Source organism: Flavobacterium sp. (assembly GCF_043756175.1).
Taxonomy (GTDB): Bacteria; Bacteroidota; Bacteroidia; order Flavobacteriales; family Flavobacteriaceae; genus Flavobacterium.
On record NZ_JAYURN010000041.1, the window covers coordinates 17,710 to 40,389 of the forward strand.

14 protein-coding genes are annotated in these 22,680 nt (G+C 33.5%); 9 read left to right on the plus strand and 5 right to left on the minus strand.

Features of this window, described 5'->3' with window-relative positions:
• Nucleotides 1–446: 446 nt before the first annotated feature.
• Nucleotides 447–5,201 (minus strand): GEVED domain-containing protein, encoded by a 4,755-nt coding sequence (locus tag ACH2BP_RS02235; RefSeq protein ID WP_395056598.1) that lies wholly within the window; start codon nt 5,199–5,201, stop codon nt 447–449.
• An 838-nt stretch (nt 5,202–6,039) separates the two neighbouring features.
• On the opposite strand from ACH2BP_RS02235, the gene ACH2BP_RS02240 reads away from it, so the two are divergent.
• From ACH2BP_RS02240 to hemL, 4 genes are all read left to right on the plus strand, one after another.
• Nucleotides 6,040–7,872 (plus strand): T9SS sorting signal type C domain-containing protein, encoded by a 1,833-nt coding sequence (locus ACH2BP_RS02240; protein WP_395056600.1) that lies wholly within the window; start codon nt 6,040–6,042, stop codon nt 7,870–7,872.
• A 461-nt stretch (nt 7,873–8,333) separates the two neighbouring features.
• Complete coding sequence (locus tag ACH2BP_RS02245) at nt 8,334–9,236, plus strand: 1-aminocyclopropane-1-carboxylate deaminase/D-cysteine desulfhydrase (RefSeq protein WP_395056602.1); 903 nt, start codon at nt 8,334–8,336, stop codon at nt 9,234–9,236.
• Nucleotides 9,229–10,095, plus strand: a complete 867-nt coding sequence (locus tag ACH2BP_RS02250; protein WP_395056604.1) for a glucosaminidase domain-containing protein — start codon at nt 9,229–9,231, stop codon at nt 10,093–10,095. Before ACH2BP_RS02245 ends, ACH2BP_RS02250 begins: the two co-directional genes overlap by 8 nt.
• 34 nt (nt 10,096–10,129) lie before the next feature.
• A complete protein-coding gene (gene hemL, locus ACH2BP_RS02255; protein ID WP_395056605.1) occupies nt 10,130–11,416 on the plus strand; it encodes a glutamate-1-semialdehyde 2,1-aminomutase in 1,287 nt (428 codons plus the stop codon).
• 52 nt (nt 11,417–11,468) lie between these two features.
• Here the strand turns inward: hemL and ACH2BP_RS02260 are convergent, their stop codons facing one another.
• The 3 genes from ACH2BP_RS02260 to lysS form a co-directional block, all read right to left on the minus strand.
• Entirely contained in the window at nt 11,469–11,810 is a 342-nt protein-coding gene (locus tag ACH2BP_RS02260; RefSeq protein WP_395056607.1) for a hypothetical protein, read from the minus strand.
• Between the two features lie 62 nt (nt 11,811–11,872).
• The gene (locus ACH2BP_RS02265; RefSeq protein WP_395056609.1) at nt 11,873–12,331 is read right to left on the minus strand and encodes a hypothetical protein; all 459 of its coding nucleotides are present in this window, start codon (nt 12,329–12,331) and stop codon (nt 11,873–11,875) included.
• 114 nt (nt 12,332–12,445) lie between these two features.
• Nucleotides 12,446–14,137, minus strand: a complete 1,692-nt coding sequence (lysS, locus tag ACH2BP_RS02270) for a lysine--tRNA ligase (protein WP_395056611.1) — start codon at nt 14,135–14,137, stop codon at nt 12,446–12,448.
• A gap of 284 nt (nt 14,138–14,421) precedes the next feature.
• Here lysS and lipB point away from each other — a divergent pair, with 284 nt between their 5' ends.
• Complete coding sequence (gene lipB, locus ACH2BP_RS02275) at nt 14,422–15,120, plus strand: lipoyl(octanoyl) transferase LipB (protein ID WP_395056613.1); 699 nt, start codon at nt 14,422–14,424, stop codon at nt 15,118–15,120.
• Between the two features lie 11 nt (nt 15,121–15,131).
• Here lipB and ACH2BP_RS02280 read toward each other — a convergent pair whose 3' ends face one another.
• On the minus strand, nt 15,132–15,791 hold the full coding sequence (locus tag ACH2BP_RS02280) for a ribonuclease HII (RefSeq protein WP_395056615.1): 660 nt from the start codon (nt 15,789–15,791) through the stop codon (nt 15,132–15,134).
• Nucleotides 15,792–15,990: 199 nt separating this feature from the next.
• On the opposite strand from ACH2BP_RS02280, the gene ACH2BP_RS02285 reads away from it, so the two are divergent.
• From ACH2BP_RS02285 to ACH2BP_RS02300, 4 genes are read left to right on the plus strand one after another with little or no spacing between them, the layout of a single operon-like run.
• Entirely contained in the window at nt 15,991–19,179 is a 3,189-nt protein-coding gene (locus tag ACH2BP_RS02285; RefSeq protein ID WP_395056617.1) for a SusC/RagA family TonB-linked outer membrane protein, read from the plus strand.
• Nucleotides 19,180–19,196: 17 nt separating this feature from the next.
• On the plus strand, nt 19,197–20,615 hold the full coding sequence (locus tag ACH2BP_RS02290; protein ID WP_395056619.1) for a SusD/RagB family nutrient-binding outer membrane lipoprotein: 1,419 nt from the start codon (nt 19,197–19,199) through the stop codon (nt 20,613–20,615).
• A gap of 27 nt (nt 20,616–20,642) precedes the next feature.
• Nucleotides 20,643–21,587: a hypothetical protein gene (locus tag ACH2BP_RS02295; RefSeq protein WP_395056621.1), complete on the plus strand. Its 945-nt coding sequence runs from the start codon at nt 20,643–20,645 to the stop codon at nt 21,585–21,587.
• 17 nt (nt 21,588–21,604) lie between these two features.
• Nucleotides 21,605–22,618: a hypothetical protein gene (locus tag ACH2BP_RS02300; protein WP_395056623.1), complete on the plus strand. Its 1,014-nt coding sequence runs from the start codon at nt 21,605–21,607 to the stop codon at nt 22,616–22,618.
• Nucleotides 22,619–22,680 lie beyond the last annotated feature (62 nt).

Genomic DNA, 22,680 nt, shown 5'->3' on the forward strand with positions numbered 1-22,680 from the left:
ATATTTAAGACAAATTAGATAAAATATTATAGCTGTGTATTTTTTTTAAATTGGGTGTTTTGTTTTTTATTTTCATTTATTTTTTTAAACTTTAACATTTTTTACGGTAAAACCGTAATTTTTTTTTATCAGTAGGTTTTAAATTTGTTTTTATAAAATAATTATAATTTGATAAAACTTTAAATTAACATATTTTCGACGTAAAATTAATCAAAAAAAAATAACAATTATGTTTTTTGGTGTTTTTCCTATGTTTATTTTCAGGATAAAATTAATAAATATTGTTTATTAAATCAAATTTTTTCTATTTTTTAAATTAAATACTACTTTTTTTTCAAGGTGAAGGTTTTTTTATACAATATATTCAGATAATGTATTACAAAATTATGACTAAAAAAGTCGTAAAGAAATTAATCTTTACGACTTTAGTTTAATGTTTCAATATGTTAGAAAATCACTTTCGTAACAACCACTTCGTTATTTTCTAAAGTTACCTTAACAATAAGCATTGTGCTTGTTTGTTTCAATTCGTTTAGATAAACCTCTTGTTTGTTAATGTTTATTTTGTTTATTATTGTTTTTCCTAAAACATCATAAATAATTACATCTTTTATAGCTTCACTTGTTGAAGTTATGTTGATTGTATTGTTATTCGCAAAAACTTTAACGGTATTATTTACTTTAAAATCATCACTTGATAAATTTGTTTTTGAATAACGTAATACAAATCGGTCATCAAATGTTCCTGCCATTGTAGTAAACGTATATGCGGATTCTTTTAGATTATGAGTTTTGTTTAATAACTTATCTTCTATAAGAATGTTTTGCGATGCATCTGAGAAAAGACCATCAACAAATGCAATAGCAATATTGTGAGTGCCGCTTTCGTTTGTTTTGAATCCCATAGGAACAAAATCAGTATTCTCGAAAGGCAGTTTTTTTCCTTGAATGTTAAACATCTCAGTCCCAATTAGAGAATATAAGTTCAGAGTTAATTTTTCGTCTGTAAATGCATCGTATAATCTATCAGTTTCATTTGTTGCTCCGTCTATATAACCCAGAAGTGTTCTAACATTTTTATTTGTTGCTGTTACTAAATCTAACCAAATTCTGTGGTTTTCTTGTGGTGTTTTATCTGTACCTTTAAAGAATTGAGAGTTGTTATATGTATTACCTGAACCATCTCTTCTCATTGCATTTGTAAAAGTCACATTTTCAGATGCTGCCGCAGAAGTATGATTCATTAATGTAAAGAATCCTTGACCTGCTGAAATTTGATTTACACCTGGTCCCGCAGTAGATCCTGAACCGTTATATGTAACGTAATCTCCTGGGGTGTAATTATATGCGAAATCTTGATAAAAAGGATCTGTTAATGAAACAGGTAAAGTACCATGGGTCCATATTTTTACAAAACCAGCAAGGTTTGTGTTAGCTGCTAAAAATTGTGTTGGATTAATAGCCGATGGGTAAGGATTTCCTAAAAGATTCCAGTTGTCATCATCTTTTGTTGCTAGTGTTGTAGAAACTCCAGTTGAATAATTAGCTCCATCATACGTCCCTCTTAATACAGGCATCGTAATCGTACCGTTATTAGGCACGCCAACATAATTTGCCGTATAGTTAGTAAAAAGACTTAAAGAAAAAGCATCTGGTCCTCGTACAATATAACCTTTTCCTAACGTCATTGTTTCACTACCGCCTGTCCAATTACCCCAGCCATTTGTATTTGTACCAATTGTAGGCGTCCATTTGTATATATAGCTAGATGTCGTTCCAGGAGATATTGCGCTAGTAGCAAAACTTGCTACAGGCGATGACCAGTATACATAATCTTGTTTTCTTATGTTTGCAATTCTTTGCATAGTTATATTACCAGTATTGGGAATATTGTTTATTTGAACTAAGTTGGCACTATTTCTAACGTTGAAAACACCACTTTCGTTTTTAATAAAATCTGTTATCGTCAAATTATTTGAGGATTGTAGTTCTAAATTTCCGGTTGATTTTATAGTTAAGTTTTTTCCATATGCATTAAAGCCAGCCCCAGAAATTATAGTGTTACTTGGTATAATAACGCAATTCGCAGAAGTAGGTACCGTAGCAGGTAACCAGTTACTAGCTGTATTCCAATCTGTGTCAGTTGTTCCTTTCCAAACTCTAGAAGTGTTTGTAACGGTTATTGGAGTGCTTGCAATACAGCCATTTGCTAATGTTGCACTTGCGGTAAAAGTATATGTTCCTAACTCTAACTGTGCTAATGTAGGTTTTATATAAACAGATACAATAGGTGTTCCTGCTGTATATGGAATTGTTGCTGCGGCATCGACGAAAGCGTCAGGTAAAGAAGCTCCACTCCATGTAAAAGATGTGTTTAATGGTCTTGTTCCAAATAATTTGACATTGTCGATTGCTATACCATCACACCATTCGCCATAATATCTAACGCGAACTTTTAAGTTGGCCTGATTTATATAAGCATTAAGGTTATATGATAAGCTTTGCATTCTGGTTCCAATTGCAATATCTGAAGTGTAACGTTGTATTTCTGTCCAAGCTCCACCACCATTGGTTGAAACGTCAACAGTAACATAATCTAAAGTAAGGTTAGCTCCATCTATATAATAACGAGAATAATAAGTATCAAACGTTAAAGTTAAATCTGTAAAAGTTGTAGAATTTACAGTGGCAGAAACCAAGCCTGTATGAATATTATAACTACCTAAATCTGAAGTGCTAGATACAAATTTATTAGTTCCGAATCCTGATGATATCGCTGGAAACCATACTTGACCAGGAGGGTTTATGGGTACATATGTACTTGTTCTACTTTGCCAAGCTGCATTTGTAGCTACTGTTGCGCCATAAATATTATTATAATTAACATTTGTAAAAGTGCCCATGCCGCCCTCAAAATTTTCGTCTATTAGATAAGCTTGTTCGGTATCTCCAGACACTGTAATAGAAATGATTACATTCTCGCCGCAAACTTCTGGATTTGAAGGAGTGAAACTTAATGTAGCATTTGGATTATAAATTGCTTTAACTAAAGTTCTTACTAAAGATTCGCAAGTGCCATTGAATGCAGTAACATAATATAGAGTTGTGCTAGAAATAGAAGGGGTTGTCCAACTACCAGTTGCTGTAGTAGCCACTGGAGCACCTCCAGTTGGGGTAGTGTACCAACGATATTGTGTAACTCCAGCATTTCCTGTTGCTAACAGAGTAGTAGTACCAGCTCCACATGTGCTTCCGTTTGTTGTTCCTGTAATTAGAGCGTTACAACTTGGTATAACTGTAAATAAATAATCTTCTGCTTCTCCATAATATGAAAGTACTTGACAGGCAGTATAAACTGAAACCGCTCCAGGATCATAAGGAGCAGTATTGTCATCCTTATTTATTCTTATTCTTACTCTGTAATTGCCTACTGGTTGAGTAGCGGGTATAACAAAACCAAAAGTGGTCGAATAAGTTGCAACTCCTCCAGAAGAATATACGTCTTCACCAAGATCTAAGAAGTCACCATCTTTATTCCAGTCTACCCAAGCTTTCATGTATCCTCGATTGGTAACTTGAGTAGAAATATTAACTCCTTCCCCTTGAGCTTGTTGAGATAACGTAGGCAATCCAGTAAAATCTTGATATCCCCTAGGAGCTGATGAAAACGTTGAATTGTTTGAAGTATCTAATAGTGTTCCTACAAATGAGACATTCGTAAAATAAGTTAGGCTTTCGTATCCAGCTGCACTAACACTTGGCGTACAATATACCAAAATAACAGTTAGTGTTGCTTCTGTTGAGGCTGCTGAAGTACCACAAGCATTTACTGCTTTAGCTCTATATTTATAGCCACTCATGCTAAAAGTTGCTCCCGTAATATTTAATGTTGCGGTTGTTGCATTTGTATATACACCTCCGTCTGTTACTGTAGACCACGAACCACCACCATCAGTACTTACTTCCCAAATATAACTAGTAGGAGTATTTAAACCAACAACTGTAAACGATGTATTTGCTCCAACTGCTATACTGGAGTTAATAGGATTTGTTGTTATTACTGACGTTGCTTTTGAGGTAATAATTACATCGTCAGTTGATGTGCCGCACAAACCATTATTTATAGTCCATCTTAATGTAGCAGTGCCTGAACTGGCTAATCCTGTTACTCCAGATGTAGGAGAATTTATAGATGTTATTGTCGCTGTACCTGAAATTACTGTCCAAGTACCTGTTAGTCCTGCGCTAGATGGTGCATTTCCTGCTAGTGTTGCTGTTGTTGCGCCACAAGCCAATGATTGATCGGGTCCTGCACTAGCTGTTTCTGTTGGGCAAGTAAATGTGATAATTAATGCCCCATCCATACCTGCGCCACCAAGATTTCCTTTGTGGCCTGCACCACCACCACCACCACCATAATTTATGGTTGCAGCAACACCGTTTGCATTATTACCTCCAGCACCTCCGGCACCTCCAAACAAAGCTCTTGCAGCACCTCCAGCACCTGGTGTATTTGTAGCAGTAGCGTTACCACCGGGATTTCCAGCGCCAGTTGTTCCAGCAGCAGAGCCTCCTCCTCCTCCAGAACCAGCATTCGGAACGCCATATCCACTACCACCATTTCCTCCAAGATAAGTTACATCTCCTGTTCCTAAGATACCACCAAGACCTCCTGCGACAGCAATTCCAGCTGCCGAGGCTACGCCTACAGAACCGCCAGGGGCATTAATTGCTACAGTGTTAAATGTTGTAGATGTAGCTCCTCCCGCGGTATTTGCACCACCGCCTGTACCTAAGGTAACTGTAAAATTATAAGTGGTTCCTCCGGTTACAGGGATAGAGTTTCTTTTGGCGTAAGAACCACCACCACCACCACCACCAACAAAACCATTAGTGTTCGCAGAGCTTCTACCTCCTGCGCCACCACCCCAAGCTTCTACCTGCACAGAGGTCATTCCGTATGGGCATACCCAAGATTTTGCTCCAGGTGTGTTATAAATAGTCGTTGTTTGCGCATTCCCAATATTAAATGAAAATAATGTTGCGAATAAGAGAAAAAGTACCGTAAAAAAATCGGTCTTCTTTCCGTGTGTGAATTTCGTAAAATAAATTTTTCTTTTTGTATGAAAAGAAATGTCGAAAGTTTCGTTTGTTTTAGTAAAACAAGAACTTTTGTAATTAGAATTGTAATTTTTTATCATAGTAGGGGTTATTAAAATTGTGGCTAATTTTTACTTTATATTTAATTCATTAAGATGTAATACTTCATAAATTTGATTTATTTATAAAAAACTTTAACATTTTTTACGGTAAAACCGTAATATTAATTTCAATGTAGGGGTTAAATTTGTTTATATAATATAGATGCAATGGGATAAAATTTTAAATAAACATAATTTAATGTGTTTCATTAATTTGAAAAAAAACAAAATTAAAAGTAGTTATACTTTTTAAAGTGTCTTTTTTTGCTTACTTTTTAAATATAAACTTATTAATTTTATTTGTTAAATCATTATGTTTTTACATTTTTTTTGTGATACGGATGTGTTTTATGTTAAATAAGTGTGATTTTTTGTGTAAAAAAATATATTTTTGAGACTCCAACGGTATGTAATTGCTATGTTATTGCGATTCTTTGAAAAATTTTAATGTGTCTGTTTTTTAATAGTTAAAAAAGTAAGTTTTTAATTACGATATTTTTTTTTGTTTTATTTTTAACTTTTGTTTAATCAACTTTTATGATATTATAAAAACAAAAATGAATTTAAAATCATCAAATTTCATTAGTAATTAATTTTTTAGATAGTACTTACTAATAAATTAAGATATTTTCTTGATATACGTTTATTTTGAAAAAAGGGTTTTAAAATTTAAAAAAAAATAAGGGTTTAATATAAATTGTATGTTCGATGTTTTTTTTTTTATCATAACCAAAATTTTTAATTTCTTTTTTTTATATTTGTTTTTATAATTTCATGAAAAACAATAATTTACTTGAAATAATTCAAATTAATAAACACATACTAAATGCGTAAAAATATGAAATACAACTATTTATTATTGTTATTCTTAATAGGAATGACTTCTCAGTCTCAGATGTATGTAAGTCCTAATACATACATGTATGTAAATGATCAGTATGTTTACGTAACAGGAAATGTAGAGTTGAATGCCGCAACAAGTAATGTTTATTTAAGGAATCAATCTCAATTTTTGCAAGGAACTGCAGCAGTTGGGGGTGCAAATATTGGTTTGGGTTCTTTGTCTGTTTTCCAGGAAGGAACAGTAAATAACTTTCAGTATAATTATTGGTGTTCTCCAGTTGGAGGTTCACTTGCTGTTGGAGGAAACTCTTCTTTTGGAATCACACAGCTTGGTATTCCTACTACTGGAACAGCAACTACTACAGCGACAATTTTAGGTCTTGGTAATTATGATGGAGTTTCTGGAGCGGCAGCACTTTCGATAGCATCTCATTGGATTTGGAAATACACGACAGCAACAACATATGGTCAATGGTCACAAGTAGCTGCAGCTTCAACACTTGGAGCAGGTCAGGGCTTTACTATGAAGGGAACAAGTGGTTCGGATGCAACTGTACCGCACTTAGGATCGGGAACAAACAATGCAGGAAGCGCGCAAAGATATGATTTTAGAGGAAAACCCAATGACGGTACAATAAATGTAGCTGTTCTAGCTGCAACACAAACACTTGCTGGAAATCCTTACCCAAGTGCAATAGACATGCAATTGTTTTTAACGGACCCCACAAATACGGCATTATGTGATGGAACAGCATTGTATTGGGAACATGATAAAACAGTAAATACTCATTTTATAGCTTCTTATAGAGGTGGTTATGGTGTTTATAATGGGTCTACAAATTTATACACACCTGCTACATTTTATACTTATACGGCAGCTGGAACACAGGGGCCAGTTTTTAGTACGCCTCTGAATAATTATGAAAGAAGATTTGCTCCAATTGGGCAGGGTTTTATGATTAGAGGTACTGCGGTTGGAAATGTACAAATAAAAAATACGCACCGAGTTTACAGAAAAGAAGGGATTCCAACAAATTCGCAGTTTGAAAAAAATGCTAGTGGTGTAAATGTCGATTATGGTTTTTATGAAGAAATACCAAACCTCGCGGGAATTGATTACACCCAAATAAGTAAAGCACCAACACCACATGTAAAAATTAATGTTTCTTTGAATGATCAAGCTGTTCGCCAAGTTGTTTTAGCTTTTATGCCAAATGCAGTTGAAGGATTAGATAGAGCGGATTCTAAATCTTCTGATGTAGACGCCAATTTGCCATATGATATGTATTTGTATCTAGATAATACAGAATATGTACATTCTGCAAACAAATTTGATATTAATAATAAATATCCAGTTGGATTCAAAAATAATACAGATGCAAACTTTAGAATTCAAGTAGCCGGTTTTATTAATTTCGATGGTGCTGAGAATGTTTATTTACATGACAAAATAACAGATTTGTACCATGATATAAAAAATTCTGAATATGAAGTTTCACTTCAATCAGGTGTAAATAATAATAGATTTGAAATTACATTTGTTGATAATACATTGAGTACTAATGACAATTTAACTAGTGAGTTTGATATTTTTCAGAACAATGGAAGTTCATTTTTAACTATCAAAAACCCTAAAGCAATAGATTTGAAGTCTTGTGCTTTGTATGATGTTTCTGGAAAAACAGTCTTTTCTAAATCAAACTTAGGTTCTAATCTTAGTTACGAATATAGCACAGTTGGTCTAAGTGAAGGAGTGTATATTGTAAAGCTAATCACTGGAGCAAATCAGGAAATAACTAAAAAAGTTTCTATTTTTAATAAAAAATAAAGGTTAATTACACATTAAATTAAAGCAGCTTTCGAGCTGCTTTTTTATTTTAGGTTTTAATTATTTTTTAATAGGAACACGAGCAATACTCATGATCACATATTTTTTAAAACAGATTGTTTGCTGTCCCGAAACGTCTGGATATCGAAGTGCTTTTTTATATGATCTTCGACAATCTCAGATTGATATTTCGGTTATGATTACCGTTAATTTGGTTAGTTCTAAATTTTTCTAGAAAATAATTTGCCATTTAATATCGTTTCTCACAAAAACATAAAGAATATTTAGCGCAAATTCAAAAAATGCTTAAGACGACTTAAAGGTTGCTTAAAGGCGAATATAATGTCACTATAAAGAGAAGAAAATCAATCCTGTTTTAATAATTTTACCCAGCGGGTTACGAATTCATTATTTTTTAAACCTGAGTTCCTCAGAGCCTTTGTATCTTTGTGTTTTAAAACATGAACTCTATCAATCAAAATATAAAATGCCAAAATGACTCCATCACATTAACTTTAAAACGTGAGGATTTGTTGCATCCGTTTGTTTCTGGAAATAAATTCAGAAAACTGAAATACAATATTCTTAAAGCAAAAGAGTTAAATTATGATAAACTAATTACATTTGGAGGTGCTTTTTCAAATCATATAGCAGCGGTGGCATTTGCTTGTCAGGAATCAGGAATCGAATCTGTTGGGGTTATTAGAGGTGACGAATTGGCGGACAAAATTCAAAACAATCCAACTTTACTATTTGCTCAAAATTGTGGAATGAAATTTGAGTTTATTTCTCGAGAAGTATATCAAAATAAAATGTCAGAATCATTTATTTCTGAACTGAATACTAAATATGGAAATCATTATTTGCTTCCAGAAGGTGGAACAAATAAGTTAGCAGTATTAGGTTGCGAAGAAATTTTGACAGACGAAGATTCTCATTTCGATTATATTTGTTGCGCCATAGGAACAGGTGGAACAATTTCGGGAATAATGAATAGTGCCAACCCAAATCAAAAAATTCTTGGATTTCCAGCCTTGAAAGGAGACTTTTTGAAAGATGAAATTCGTAAGTTTGCAAAAAATAACAATTGGGAATTAATAACTGATTATCATTTTGGCGGTTATGGCAAAGTAACTGCGGAACTAATTAGTTTTATAAACCAGTTTTATATTGATACAAAAATCCCTTTAGACCCTATTTATACAGGGAAAATGGTTTTCGGTATTATGAATTTAATTGCTAATAATTATTTTCCAAATGGTTCAAAAATATTAATGATTCATACAGGAGGTTTACAAGGAATAAGTGGCATGAATGGACTGTTAGAAAAGAAAAAAATGAATAAAATAGTTTTTGATGAATAAAATAGCATTTCTAATATTAGTATCATTATTAATAAGTTGCGGGGTTTCTAAGCCCAAAGTGCAGCCTAAAAAAACAGTGCGTACAACTCAGAAAACTACCATCAAACAAAAGGTTGATGCTCCTGTAGAAAAGGTCGAGACAAAAACATCTGAAAAAGAAAATACACCACCACCCAAAACGGAGATTTTAGAAGCTACTCAGAAATTGAGAGTTACTACCGAAATGGTTTTGGCATACATCTCCCAGTTTAAAGAAGTTGCAAAAGAAAACATGATTCGAGATGGTATCCCTGCAAGTATTACACTCGCACAAGGTATCTTAGAATCTGGAGCTGGAACAGGTAATCTGAGTGTTCAGGCAAATAATCATTTTGGTATAAAATGCCACAAAGAATGGACAGGGAAAAGTATTAAGCATGATGACGATACGGCACAAGAATGTTTCAGAAAATACGAGTATGCAGAAGAATCCTATCGAGATCATTCTTATTTTTTAACTAGTAGAGCGTGGTACAAACCATTATTTTTATTACAAAAAAATGATTACAAAGCTTGGGCACGAGGTCTTAAAAAATCAGGATATGCAACCGATGTGAAATACCCAGAAAAACTAATTGGTATCATAGAAAGATACCATTTGCAACAATATGATGCTGAAGTTTTAGGGATAGATTTTCAAGTAAAACAATCGGATAAAATAGAAGGAATACTCCATAATGAAAACCAATATATAGTGGTAAAAGGAGATACTTTGTATTCTATTTCAAAAAAGTTTAATATTACTATAGACGAACTAAAAAAGAAAAATAATTTTTTAGATAACACAATTTCGTTAGGACAAATTATTATTATAAAATAATTCACAATTCACAATTCACAATTCACATTTTTTTATGTTATACCAAAGAAGTAGTCAGTTGTTTGCAGAAGCTGAAAAAGTAATACCAGGCGGAGTAAATTCTCCAGTAAGAGCATTCAAATCGGTAGGAGGAACTCCGATATTTGCAAAAAGCGCAAAAGGAGCATACGTTTACGACGAAGATGGAAACCGATTTGTCGATTACATCAACTCATGGGGGCCTATGGTTTTAGGCCATGCTTACGAACCTGTTGTAAATGCTGTGATTGAAAAGGCAAAATTAGGAACTTCTTTTGGTATGCCAACAGAATTAGAAACGGAGATTGCAAAATTAGCCGTTTCGATGGTGCCAAATATAGATAAAATTAGATTCGTAAACTCAGGAACGGAAGCTTGCATGAGTGCTATTAGATTGGCGCGTGGATTTACAAAAAGAGATAAAATAATTAAATTTGCAGGCTGTTATCACGGACATTCTGACTCTTTTTTAATTCAAGCAGGTAGCGGAGCAATAACTTTTGGTTCGCCAAATAGTCCTGGTGTAACGTCAGGAACTGCAAGGGATACTTTGTTGGCAAGCTACAACGACATTCAAAATGTAAAAGACTTGTTTGATGCCAATAAAAACGAAATTGCAGCCATTATTATAGAGCCTGTTGCAGGAAATATGGGTTGTATTCCGTCTCAGAAAGGATTTTTAGAGGGTTTGAGACAACTTTGTGATGATAACGGAGCAATGTTGATTTTTGATGAAGTTATGACGGGATTTCGTCTTACAAAAGGCGGTGTTCAAGAGTTATATAATATCAAAGCAGATATTGTTTGTTTTGGTAAAGTAATAGGTGGCGGATTGCCAGTTGGGGCATTTGCTGCAAGAAATGAAATAATGAATTATTTGGCTCCACTTGGGCCAGTTTATCAAGCAGGAACGCTGTCAGGAAATCCTTTGGCAATGGCTGCTGGATTGGCAATGTTGAAGGCATTGAATGAAGATCAAGAAGTTTTTGCAAGATTAGAAGAGAAAACCACTTATTTAGAAAAAGGAATTGCTAGCGTACTTGCTTCAAATAAAATTGTGCATACTATAAACAGAGTGGGTTCGATGATTTCGGTTCATTTTGATGCTAATCCAGTTTTTGATTTCGAAACTGCAAAAAATGGTGATAATGATACTTTCAAAAAATTCTTTCACGGATTACTTGCAGAAGGTGTTTATATCGCACCATCGGCTTATGAAACTTGGTTTATTTCCGATGCTTTAACCTATGAAGATTTAGATTTTACAATTCAAGCGATAAATAAGGTTTCGGAAAATTTGTAAATAAAAAAAAACTCCCATTTTATTATAAGGGAGTTTTTTAGGTATATAAAAATTAGTTTATTAAATTCTTGTATAAATCTTTAGCTATAAGCTTTTGAATTAATTCGTCGTTTAGTGTAGCTCTTAGTTTAGCGTCAATTTCATTAGAAACTTCTTGTTTCTGAGCAATGGTGATGTTTTCTCGGCTCAATAATTTATATTTTCTATAAAAAAGTTGATTTAAAGCTTCAGATATTGGGCTTGTTATCTCCATAATAGCAGTTAAAGACTCTACATTTTGTTTTGCTTTTTCTTCAATCGATAATTCTTTTTGAAATGTTTTTTTCTCATCTTGAGCATTTGCACTTAATGAGAATGCAAAAAACAGAACGAATATTAATAGTGCTTTTTTCATAATTTGATAAAATAAATTAGTTATAGTTATCAAATCTAAACTTTTTTTCTGAATTACCAAAATTATTTTGAAACCTCTCCTTTGGTTTTGTTTTTGTGTTGTTTTTTCATTTTGTGCATTTGATTTTTTCTTTCCCCATAACTAGCTTCCCATTTTTTCATTTGGTCAGCGTTTAAAATCTTTTTCATTTTGGATTTCATATCAATCTGATTATCAAGTGATTTGTTTTTTATTTCAAATTTCTCATTTGCGGTAAGCGGTTTTTTCGCTTCTTTTCTCGCTTTCATTTCACTTCTTTTTGAGTCCATTTTTGTAGTTTGTTCAGCAATAATTGGTGCTATTTCTTTTTGTTGAGAAGCTGTCAAATCTAAATTTAAAGTCATAGCCTTTAGTCGTAAATCATTTCTTTGATCTGCGGATAATTTTTCGGTTGTTTCTTTTTTCTCTGTTTCTTTTTCTTGTGCAATTCCTGCAAACGAAAGACTAGTAATTAATGCTAAGGTAAAAATTAATTTTTTCATGATATTTTTTTTAAAGTTATACCATTAAGACAATAAACAAATGAAAAGGTTTAATTGTAAACAAAAAAATCTGCTCAAACGAACAGATTTTATAATATTTAGGTTTTAAATTTTCTAATTCAAAACAGCAATTTTACTATCCCCATCAACCATGATTTTCATTAATCCTTGTTTGCTAAGGCCTTTGCTGGCAATATCCCATTTTTTGCCACTTAACGCAGATTTTGCTTTTAGATCGCTAATCGAAATTCCTTCGTTGGCTTTCAAAAGTTCAACAATCCATTTCTCATCTTCAGTAAGTTCTAACTGTTTTTTCTCAGGACGCATTTGTGGGAAAAACAATACTTCTTGAATAGAAGCATTATTGGTCAAGAACATGATTAGTCTGTCCATTCCAATTCCCATTCCAGATGTTGGAGGCATTCCGTATTCTAAGGCACGAAGAAAATCCTCATCGATTACACCATTTGCTTCATCATCACCTTTTTCTGAAAGTTTCAGTTGGTCTTCGAAACGTTCGCGTTGGTCAATTGGGTCATTTAGTTCAGAATAAGCATTGGCAATTTCTTTACCACATACCATCAGCTCAAAACGTTCTGTCAAATCTGGATTGTCACGGTGCGATTTGCATAGAGGAGACATTTCTTTAGGATAATCAGTAATAAAGGTTGGTTGAATATAATTTCCTTCGCATTTTGCTCCAAAAATCTCATCAATCAATTTTCCTTTACCCATCGTTTCATTTACGTCAATTCCCATACCTTTTGCTGCAGTAAATAATTCTGCTTCGCTTTTTCCTGAAATATCAAAACCAGTAAAATCTATAATTGATTGTGTCATGGTTACTCGAGCATACGGCGCTTTAAAACTTATTTTATGTTCGCCAAAAGTTGCTTCGCTATTTCCATTTACTGCAGTAGCACAATGTTCTAGCAAATTTTCAGCAAAAGTCATCATCCAGTTGTAGTCCTTGTAAGCTACATATATTTCCATAGCGGTAAATTCAGGATTGTGTGTTCTATCCATTCCTTCGTTACGGAAGTTTTTAGAAAACTCATACACCCCATCAAAACCGCCTACGATTAATCTTTTCAAATATAATTCGTTAGCAATTCGCATATACAAAGGCATATCCAGACTGTTATGGTGTGTAATAAATGGGCGAGCCGCAGCGCCACCAGCAATAGATTGCAAGATGGGCGTTTCTACTTCTATGTAGCCGCTTTCGTTAAAAAAGTTTCGCATGGCAGTAAATAACTTGGTTCTTTTTACAAAAACTTCTTTTACTTGCGGATTTACAACTAAATCTACATAGCGCATTCTATATCTTAATTCAGGATCGTTAAACGCATCGTGAACATTTCCGTCTTCATCTTTTTTTGGTAATGGTAACGGACGTAAGGTTTTACTTAAAATAGAAAATTTATCTACTCTAACCGATTTTTCGCCCACTTTTGTTAAGAATAATTCACCTTCAATACCAATAAAATCGCCTAAATCGGTTAATTTTCTAAAAACTTGATTGTATAAACTTTTATCTTCACCAGGACAGAGAACATCTCTATTAAAATACAATTGAATTCGTCCTTCACAATCTTGTAATTCAACAAAAGAAGCTTTTCCCATATCACGATCACTCATAACACGTCCAGCAAGAATGACCTTTTTGCCTTCCTCAAAATTTTTTTTAACCTGTTTCGAAGTATGATTTACAGGAAATAAATCTGCAGGATACGGGTTAATTCCCAATTGGCGTAAAGCGTTCAGTTTTTCTCTTCTAATGATTTCTTGTTCGGAAAGTTGCATAGGTAAAGTTTATTTAAGACCACAAAGATAATAAAAGATTACAAATTGCAGATTTTAGATTTCAGATTTAGGAGCTATTTCCTGCTATTCGTTACAATCTTTTGTTTTTTAAAGGAAAAAACAAAAGGATTTCCACTGCTATCAGGGCTATTATCGGCATTATCGTTCAAATCAGCCTTAAGGAGAAATTCTAACAATCCGCTTAATCCGTGTTATCTGCCTGCCATAATTTGAATCAAAACTTTGTACCTTTGTATCTCAGAACTTCAGAACCTTCTAAAAAAATGAACAAAACCATACAACTTCAAGATTTGGGACACAAAGACTACAAAGCAACTTGGGATTACCAAGAACAATTGTTTCAAAACGTACTAGATATCAAAATTCAAAATAGGAGAGAAGAACGCCAAGATGAAACACCAAATTATTTTCTTTTTGTCGAACATCCACATGTTTATACTTTAGGAAAAAGTGGCGATTTGTCTAATTTGCTTTTATCAGAAAAACAACTCGAAGCAAAAGGTGCTACTTTTTACAAAATAAATCGCGGTGGCGATATTACCTACCACGGGCCAGGACAAATTGTAGGATATCCTATTCTAGATTTAGAAAATTTCTTTACCGATATTCATAAATATTTACGTTTTCTTGAAGAAGCAATAATTTTTACTTTGGCAGAGTATAATATAATAGGTACAAGAAGCGAAGGCGAAACTGGAGTTTGGCTTGGGGTAGGAACACCATTTGCAAGAAAAATATGCGCTTTAGGAGTACGTGCATCTCGCTGGGTTACCATGCACGGATTTGCATTAAATGTAAATGCCGATTTAGGTTATTTTGATAATATAATCCCGTGCGGCATAAAAGGTAAAGCAGTAACTTCATTAAATGTAGAGCTTGGTTTAGAAAGGGTAAATGAAGAAGAAGTAAAAGAAAAAATCCTAAAACATTTTACACAATTATTCGATTGTAAGATGATTTAAAAGTTAATTTCTTATAAATCTAAAACAGTCTGTTCCGGAAGTAATCTAAAGGTCATTCTGTGGTATTTTGTTACACCATATTCTCTAATAGCTTCACGATGTTCTTTAGTAGGATATCCTTTGTTTTTTTTCCAATTATACATTGGGAATTCCTCATGAATTTTATTCATATACTCATCACGATACGTTTTTGCTAAAACCGAGGCAGCAGCAATACTCAGGTATTTAGAATCCCCTTTAATAATACTACTACTTGGTATCGATTGTAGTATTTCTATTTCTTTATTTGTAAATATTTTACCAGAACATTTTTTAAAACTATTCTTAGATAGTAATGGACGATTTCCATCAACAATAATGTTTAATGGGGTGGGATTTAACTGCAAAACACATTCTTGCATTGCTTTTAGTGAAGCGTTCAGGATATTTATTTCGTCTATAACTATAGGTTCTAGATGTGTAACGGAAAACGAAATTGCTAATTCTTCAATTATTGGCTTTAATTGTTTTCTAATTTTCTCAGATAATTGCTTGGAGTCGTTTAAAATTTTAGATTCAAAATTTTCTGGCAATATAACTGCTGCTGCTGTAACAGGTCCGGCCAGACAACCTCGTCCAGCCTCGTCTGTACCGGCTTCTAAATATTGTGTTAAAAAAAAAGAGCTTAACATAAAAGTAATTTTGACAAAAATATAATTTTTTGCTTAACCTTTTGCATTATTATTCGTCATATAAACTAGAGCTTATGATTACGATTATAATTACATCTTTTATTTAACTTAAATAAAATTGTAATATTCCGTCGTATTATTTGGTTATTTAAGAAATTATTAAGAAGTTTGCGGAATAACTAACTCAAATAAAAATAATATGAGATCAAAGTTCAAATGGATTTTTACGCTATTAGTAGCGTTGACTATGCAGCTTTCTTTTGCACAAGAGAAAACTGTAAAAGGTGTTGTGACTGATGCAAGTGGTCCAATGCCAGGTGTAAATGTTGTAGTAAAAGGTACTCAACGTGGTGTATCATCAGGTTTTGATGGAGCGTTTTCTATCAAGGCAAGCGAAGGTGAAGTACTTGTTTTTTCATTCATGGGTATGAATGATGTTTTAAGAACAGTCGATGCTTCTGGAATTATTAATGTTAAGATGCAAGACAATACTAAGACATTAGGTGAAGTTGTTATCGTGGCTTTGGGTCAGAAAAAATCGACTAAAGCTGTTACATATGCAGCGACAACACTAAAAGGGGAGTCGTTTACTGAAGCAAGAGAATCGAATTTAGTAAACGCTTTGGCTGGTAAAGCTGCGGGTGTGAATGTAACAAGTTCTTCTGGGTCTGTTGGTTCTTCTTCTAGAGTTGTATTAAGAGGTAACTCAACTATTACAGGTAATAATAATGCTTTATTTGTTGTTGATGGGGTTCCTTTCGATAACTCAACATCAGGTTTTGCAGTTGGAAACGCTGGTTCAGCTCAAGCTGGTTCAGGTGGTGGTAGAGATTTACCAAATGGTGTTGCTTCTATTAATCCTGACGACATTGAGTCTATAACTGTTCTTAAAGGACCTAATGCTGCTGCATTATATGGTATTAGAGCAGCTCAGGGTGTAATTGTAATTACTACAAAAAAAGGTAAAAAAAATCAGGCTTTAGGAGTTTCTATTAATTCAAATATAACTTTTTCTAATCCTTTAGTTTTACCAAGTTACCAAAATTCTTACGGACAATCTGGTCGTCCTGGAGATAATTATTTTGAATTTACTGATGGATCAGGAGGAACTACTGTAGATGGTACTGATGAAAGTTGGGGATTGCCATTAGATGCAGGATTGTCTTTTGTTCAATGGGATTCGTTTAAATACGGAGGTAAGCCTTCTCCATGGGTATCTCACCCAGATAACGTTAAAGATTTTTTTGAAACAGGAATTTCTCAATCAAACAGTGTTTCATTGTCTGGTGGTGGAGAAAATTCTAATTTTAGATTCTCTTTCGGAAATTCTGACGAAAAAGGAATGGTTCCATTCACAGATTTTAAGAAATTTAATGTTTCGGCAGCTGGAGGTTTGAATTTAGGAAAAAGTATAACTGCAAACGTTAGTGTAAATTACTTTAAAGATAAAAGTAACAATTTGCCAACGGTAGGTTATAGTGGTGAAAATGCAATGCAACAATTTATTTGGTCTGCAAGACAAGTTAACTTTTCTGATTTAAAAGATTGGAGAAATTTCCCATTAGCTACAGCTGGACCTGGTGCTGGATCTCCGTTAGGTTGGAATACAGCTTATCAAAACAATCCTTACTGGGTTTTAGAAAACAACAAGAATACTTATGATAGAGATCGTGTAAACGGTAAATTTAGTGTGGCATATAAAATGTCTGAAAAGTTTACTGTTACAGGAGGGGTTTCTACGGATACTTATTCTCAGTTGGAAACTACAAGACAAGCTTTTGGATCAGCTAATACTTCAATTGGTGGTGCTACAACAGCAGCTAATGGTTCATATACAAATTTGCAAGGAAGATATTCTGAGATCAATGGAGACATAATGTTTAATTATGCTGCCAAATTATCAGAAAACATTGGTTTTAGTTTAAATGCTGGAGCAAATAAAATGAGTAGAATTAGAACTTCTTTATATGGAGAAGCTAGAGAATTAGAGGTTCCAGGTGTTTACAATTTATCAAATGTAAGAACAGGTACTGTTCCGGTTTATTCAAACAATTACAGAGAACAAAAAATCAATTCTGTTCTTGGTTATGGTCAATTGTCTTATAAAACTTGGTTTTTCTTAGATTTTACAGCTAGAAATGACTGGTCTAGTTTACTAGCAAAAGGTAATAATTCATTCTTTTATCCTTCTGTTTCTGGATCTCTTGTGTTGTCAGATATCTTCGATACGAAGAGTTTTGGTTTAGATTTATTTAAATTAAGAGGAGGATGGTCTAAAGTTGGAAGTACTGGAGCGTTGGCTGAATACAATATTAATGATGTTGTGAATTTAAATCCAACACCTCAAGGAAATTTCGCATTAATTTCTGGAACGGAATTTAATAACGGATTGCAACCAGAATCTAATACAGGTACTGAATTTGGTTTAGATTTGAAAGCTTTCAATGATAGATTAAGATTTGGTGCAACTTACTATAATCAAAAAAGTGAGGATTTGTTGTTAGCAACAAGTGTTGAGCCTGCGTCAGGATTTAATTTCTCATGGCAAAATGCTGCGAGTATGACTAACAAAGGATATGAATTAGAATTAGGAATTACGGCTTTAAAATCAGAAAATTTCTCTTTCAATGTTGATTTAAATTTTGCTCAAAACAAAAATACTGTTAATGATTTGGGTGGTTTAGATGCTGTTACATTAGGAGGTCAATGGGGACTTACTTTACAAGCAAGACCAGGTATGCCTTATGGTGTTTTGGTAGGTAAAGATTTCCAAAGAGATTCAAGTGGTCAAGTTATTTATGTAAATGGTATTCCACAAATAGACAATGCTCAAAAAGTATTGGGAGATATTGCTCCAGACTGGACAGGTGGTGCTAATTTTACAATTAAGTACAAAAACATAGAATTTGCAACTTTAATTGATACTAAAGTAGGAGGAGATGTACACTCAATGTCTTATGCTTGGGGTAGATATTCTGGAGTTTTAGAAGAAACTTTAATAGGTCGTGAAGGTGGTATCGTAGGAAATGGTGTTATGAGTGATGGTGCTGGAGGTTATGTTACTAATAACGTAGTTGTTAGAGCTGAATCTTTTAATAAAGCTGCTTTTGGTAATAACATCGAATCTAGTGCTATTTTTGATGCTACTTTTGTAAAATTAAGACAAATGAATTTAGGATATTCAATTCCTAAAAAATTCTTGAAAGGAACATCCATAGATAATTTAAAATTATCAGTAGTAGGTCGTAACTTGGCTATTTTATACAAAAAAGCACCACACATCGATCCTGAAACAGGTTTCAGTTCAGCAAATGGTGAGCAAGGTCAAGAATTTGGTCAGCTTCCTTCTGCAAGATCAATCGGGTTTAATGTAAGCCTTAAATTTTAATTTTAAAATAGAATAAGATGAAAAAAATATCAATATTTTTATTTGCAATAGTAGCAACAATGTTTGTTACAAGTTGTGATCAAGGTTTTGAAGAAATAAACATAGATCCAAACAGACCTGCGGAGGTTCCTGCTAATTTATTATTAGGAAATACTATCCGTCAAACACAAGGTGCTTTATATAATATACAGCAAGGTGGAGATATGGGTATTTGCTGGGCACAACATTGGTCTAAAGTGCAATATAACGACGAAGAGCGTTATATACCTAGACGTGGTGCGATAGATGGTGTATGGTCTACACTATACACAGGCGTTATTTTTGATGCAAAATTAATGGAAACTTTAGCTGTAAAAGAAGGTAATACTAATCTTCAAGGTGTTTCTTTAATTATTCAAGCTAATGCATTTCAAATGCTTACGGATTTATTCGGACCTGTTCCTTTTTCAGAAGCGGGTGTTAAAGGGAATTTGAAACCTAAATTTGATTCTCAAGAACAAGTTTATGATGGAGTTCTTGCAATGCTAACCAAAGCTGATGCTTTGCTTGCAAGCGGAAGTGGAGAAGTTTCAGCTGCGGGGGATATTATATTTAGTGGAAATGTTGCTAAATGGAGAAAATTCGCAAATTCATTGAAATTGAAAGCTTTGATGAGAATTTCTGACAAAAGAAATGTAAATGCAGAATTGCAAGCATTAGTAAGTTCTGGAAATTTAATGACTTCTAATGCGGATAGCGCAAATGTTACAAATATTGCTGCATCTGGTGCTCAAAACGTTACATTTGTTGGTTTAGTAGGAAGAGAAGAGTATAAAGTGAGCTCGGTATTAGTAGCTTCTTTAAATGCACTTTCAGATCCAAGATTAGCAGTATTTGCAGCTCCAATTGCTGGAGGAAGTTTTGTAGGGAATGTTCCAGGTGACGAATCTGCTGATTTTTCTGGAAAATCTGGATTGGGAAGTTTTTATAGAAATGAAGTATTCCCAGGAGTTCTTTTATCTTATGCACAAGTTCAATTATATTTAGCAGAAGCTGCAGTTGAAGGAAAAATATCTGGTGGTCTTGTTTCATCTCAAACTTATTTCAAAAAAGGTGTTACTGCTAATTTCGAATTTAATGGTTTATCTGTAACTGATGCTAATACTTATTTAACTAATCCAACGTTAAATTATACTGATGCAGCAACTGGTAGTCCGATAATTGGTAACCAAATGTGGTTGGCATTATATTGTCAAGGTTTTGAAGCTTGGACAGAATGGAGAAGAACAAAGTATCCTGCTTTAAGTCCTGTATTAGATCCAGGTGTTCCTTCTATACCTTCAAGACTGTTTTATTCTACAGTTTCGGAAACAACTAATCAAGTAAATTTCGCAGCTGCTGTTTCTTCTATTCCAGGTGGAAATGAGCTTACATCGAAAGTTTGGTGGATGCTATAATTTATTAATTATTTAAAATAAAAAATTATGAAAACAAATAAAAATTTATCGATAATCGCATTAGCGGTATTTGGTTTGGGAATGTTATTTTCTTGTACCGATAGTACTAATGAATTGACTGGTAATGAGAACACAGCTGGATTATTGGCAGTAAATTCACCTTTGGTTGGATATACTGTAGGTAATGGTAACACTTTTGAATATCCTGCGACTTTTACAATAAGTCAAGGTGAAGTTAGAGCAACTTCGGTTGATGTTTACAAAAGTTTTACAAACATTGCTGGAGTAAAATCTAATGAGGTTTTGTTAAAAACAGTTACTTTATCTCCAACAGAGCAACGTGAAGTTGTAACGTTTAAGATTACATATAATGAACTTATTAGTGGTTTAACTGTTGCAGGTGTTCCGTTAAGTAGTGATGATACTACTCTAAATATTGGTGATGCTTGGAAATTAAGATATGTAGCTAAAACACCTAGTGGTGATCACGCAAATATCGCAACTACCAAAGTTGCAGTTGGAACTCGTTTAGCAGGTGAGTACAAATGTGTTGAAGGATTATACATGAGAAATTCGAATGTGTTTGCTACAACAATTAACTGGCCAGCTAAAACAGTAATTGAATCTGTTAATGCTACAACTTATAGAGTGGTAGAGAGATTTGGTCAATTTGGACCTGCTGCTGATGATAATACTTGGTACTTTAAAGTTGTCGCTAATGTAATTTCTTATCCAGCTCTAGAGCCAGATGGTGCTACTTCTAATACAGCTAATGGTTTACCTATCATCACTTGTGGTGGAGAAGCTCCTGGTTATCCTTTCTTACCTCAATTTAATTGTGGTAATACTAATAAGGTTATTTTAGATAATGTAAATGGTAAAGACCGATTAGTCATGACTGTTGGTTACCATAACCCTGGAGGAGGGGCTCCTGGTATTCGTCAAGTTTATCAAGTTCTAGAGAAATTATAATTTTAAAATTTTAAAATATGAAGAATATTAAAAAAATAAGTTTGTTGTCATTATTATCACTAGCTACTTTGTTTGTTGGGTGTAATAATGATGATGATAATACTGGTAAGTCTAAAGTAGTTGCTGCCAGTGATGTAACTGGTACTGTTGCGTTTTCATTTACAGGAACACAAACTGTTCAAGAGGTTAATCAAAATGTTTTTAACATAACAGTTTCTATCGATAAGCCACAAGTTGTTTCTGTGCACGTTAAGCTTGCTCAAATTGGAGGAACAGCAACTGCAGGTCAAGATTTTACTTTCCCTTCGGAAATTGAAATTCCTGCATACGCTACTTCAGCAACTGCATCTTTTAAGATTTTAAACGATCTAACTGTTGAGGGTACTGAAAATCTTGTTTTACAAGTTGGTGGGGAAACCACTGCTAATGCTAAATTTGCACCTGCAACAGCTAATGTAATAATTCAAAACTCTATTTCTGACAAGTTAGATTTGGTTTTTAAGTTTGATAAAACTTTTTACGGAGATGGTGGGTATAGTAATACATTATGTAATCTTACTAGCTCTTTGTCTGGTGACATATATGATGTAGATTATCTTCTTTATAATGCTTCAAATGTTGATACAGCTAACTATTCTGCTGCAACAATAGCTTGTGAGGAACACATGATTATAGACATAGATAATTATGCAGATGGTGTATACCAAGTTAGATCTTCATTATATACTAATGCAGATTTAGATTTAGCATTTTTATCGTTCCCACTAGTTGGATCTCCTGAATTTGAAATTCCAATTTCAACAGAATATTTAAGAGGTGGTGCTATAACTAAAGCAACTTATGCTCAATCTAGTGGTATCTGGACTTCAGCTACTGCTGCTGGAACTGAGACTGTTTTATTCGATGTTATGATTAGTACTAATGTTAGTGGTTATCGTTCATTTACTATTCAAGACGTAAATGGTGTGATTGCTTCTGGTAAGACTGCTAAAAAAGTTAGTGCTAAATATTTGGCACATAAAAAGAAATAAATAATTTTCTTTGAATATTTAAAAGCCCACCAATTGGTGGGCTTTTTTTATGTATAATAATT

What these genes read in the sequence shown, in the direction of transcription:
- ACH2BP_RS02245 (WP_395056602.1), top strand. Translation starts at nt 8,334, where the DNA reads ATGAACTCTATCAATCAAAATATAAAATGCCAAAATGACTCCATCACA.
- ACH2BP_RS02260 (WP_395056607.1), bottom strand. Translation starts at nt 11,810, where the DNA reads ATGAAAAAAGCACTATTAATATTCGTTCTGTTTTTTGCATTCTCATTA.
- ACH2BP_RS02300 (WP_395056623.1), top strand. Translation starts at nt 21,605, where the DNA reads ATGAAGAATATTAAAAAAATAAGTTTGTTGTCATTATTATCACTAGCT.
- ACH2BP_RS02290 (WP_395056619.1), top strand. Translation starts at nt 19,197, where the DNA reads ATGAAAAAAATATCAATATTTTTATTTGCAATAGTAGCAACAATGTTT.
- lipB (WP_395056613.1), top strand. Translation starts at nt 14,422, where the DNA reads ATGAACAAAACCATACAACTTCAAGATTTGGGACACAAAGACTACAAA.
- ACH2BP_RS02250 (WP_395056604.1), top strand. Translation starts at nt 9,229, where the DNA reads ATGAATAAAATAGCATTTCTAATATTAGTATCATTATTAATAAGTTGC.
- ACH2BP_RS02295 (WP_395056621.1), top strand. Translation starts at nt 20,643, where the DNA reads ATGAAAACAAATAAAAATTTATCGATAATCGCATTAGCGGTATTTGGT.
- ACH2BP_RS02235 (WP_395056598.1), bottom strand. Translation starts at nt 5,201, where the DNA reads ATGATAAAAAATTACAATTCTAATTACAAAAGTTCTTGTTTTACTAAA.
- ACH2BP_RS02240 (WP_395056600.1), top strand. Translation starts at nt 6,040, where the DNA reads ATGAAATACAACTATTTATTATTGTTATTCTTAATAGGAATGACTTCT.
- ACH2BP_RS02285 (WP_395056617.1), top strand. Translation starts at nt 15,991, where the DNA reads ATGAGATCAAAGTTCAAATGGATTTTTACGCTATTAGTAGCGTTGACT.
- ACH2BP_RS02265 (WP_395056609.1), bottom strand. Translation starts at nt 12,331, where the DNA reads ATGAAAAAATTAATTTTTACCTTAGCATTAATTACTAGTCTTTCGTTT.
- hemL (WP_395056605.1), top strand. Translation starts at nt 10,130, where the DNA reads ATGTTATACCAAAGAAGTAGTCAGTTGTTTGCAGAAGCTGAAAAAGTA.
- lysS (WP_395056611.1), bottom strand. Translation starts at nt 14,137, where the DNA reads ATGCAACTTTCCGAACAAGAAATCATTAGAAGAGAAAAACTGAACGCT.
- ACH2BP_RS02280 (WP_395056615.1), bottom strand. Translation starts at nt 15,791, where the DNA reads ATGTTAAGCTCTTTTTTTTTAACACAATATTTAGAAGCCGGTACAGAC.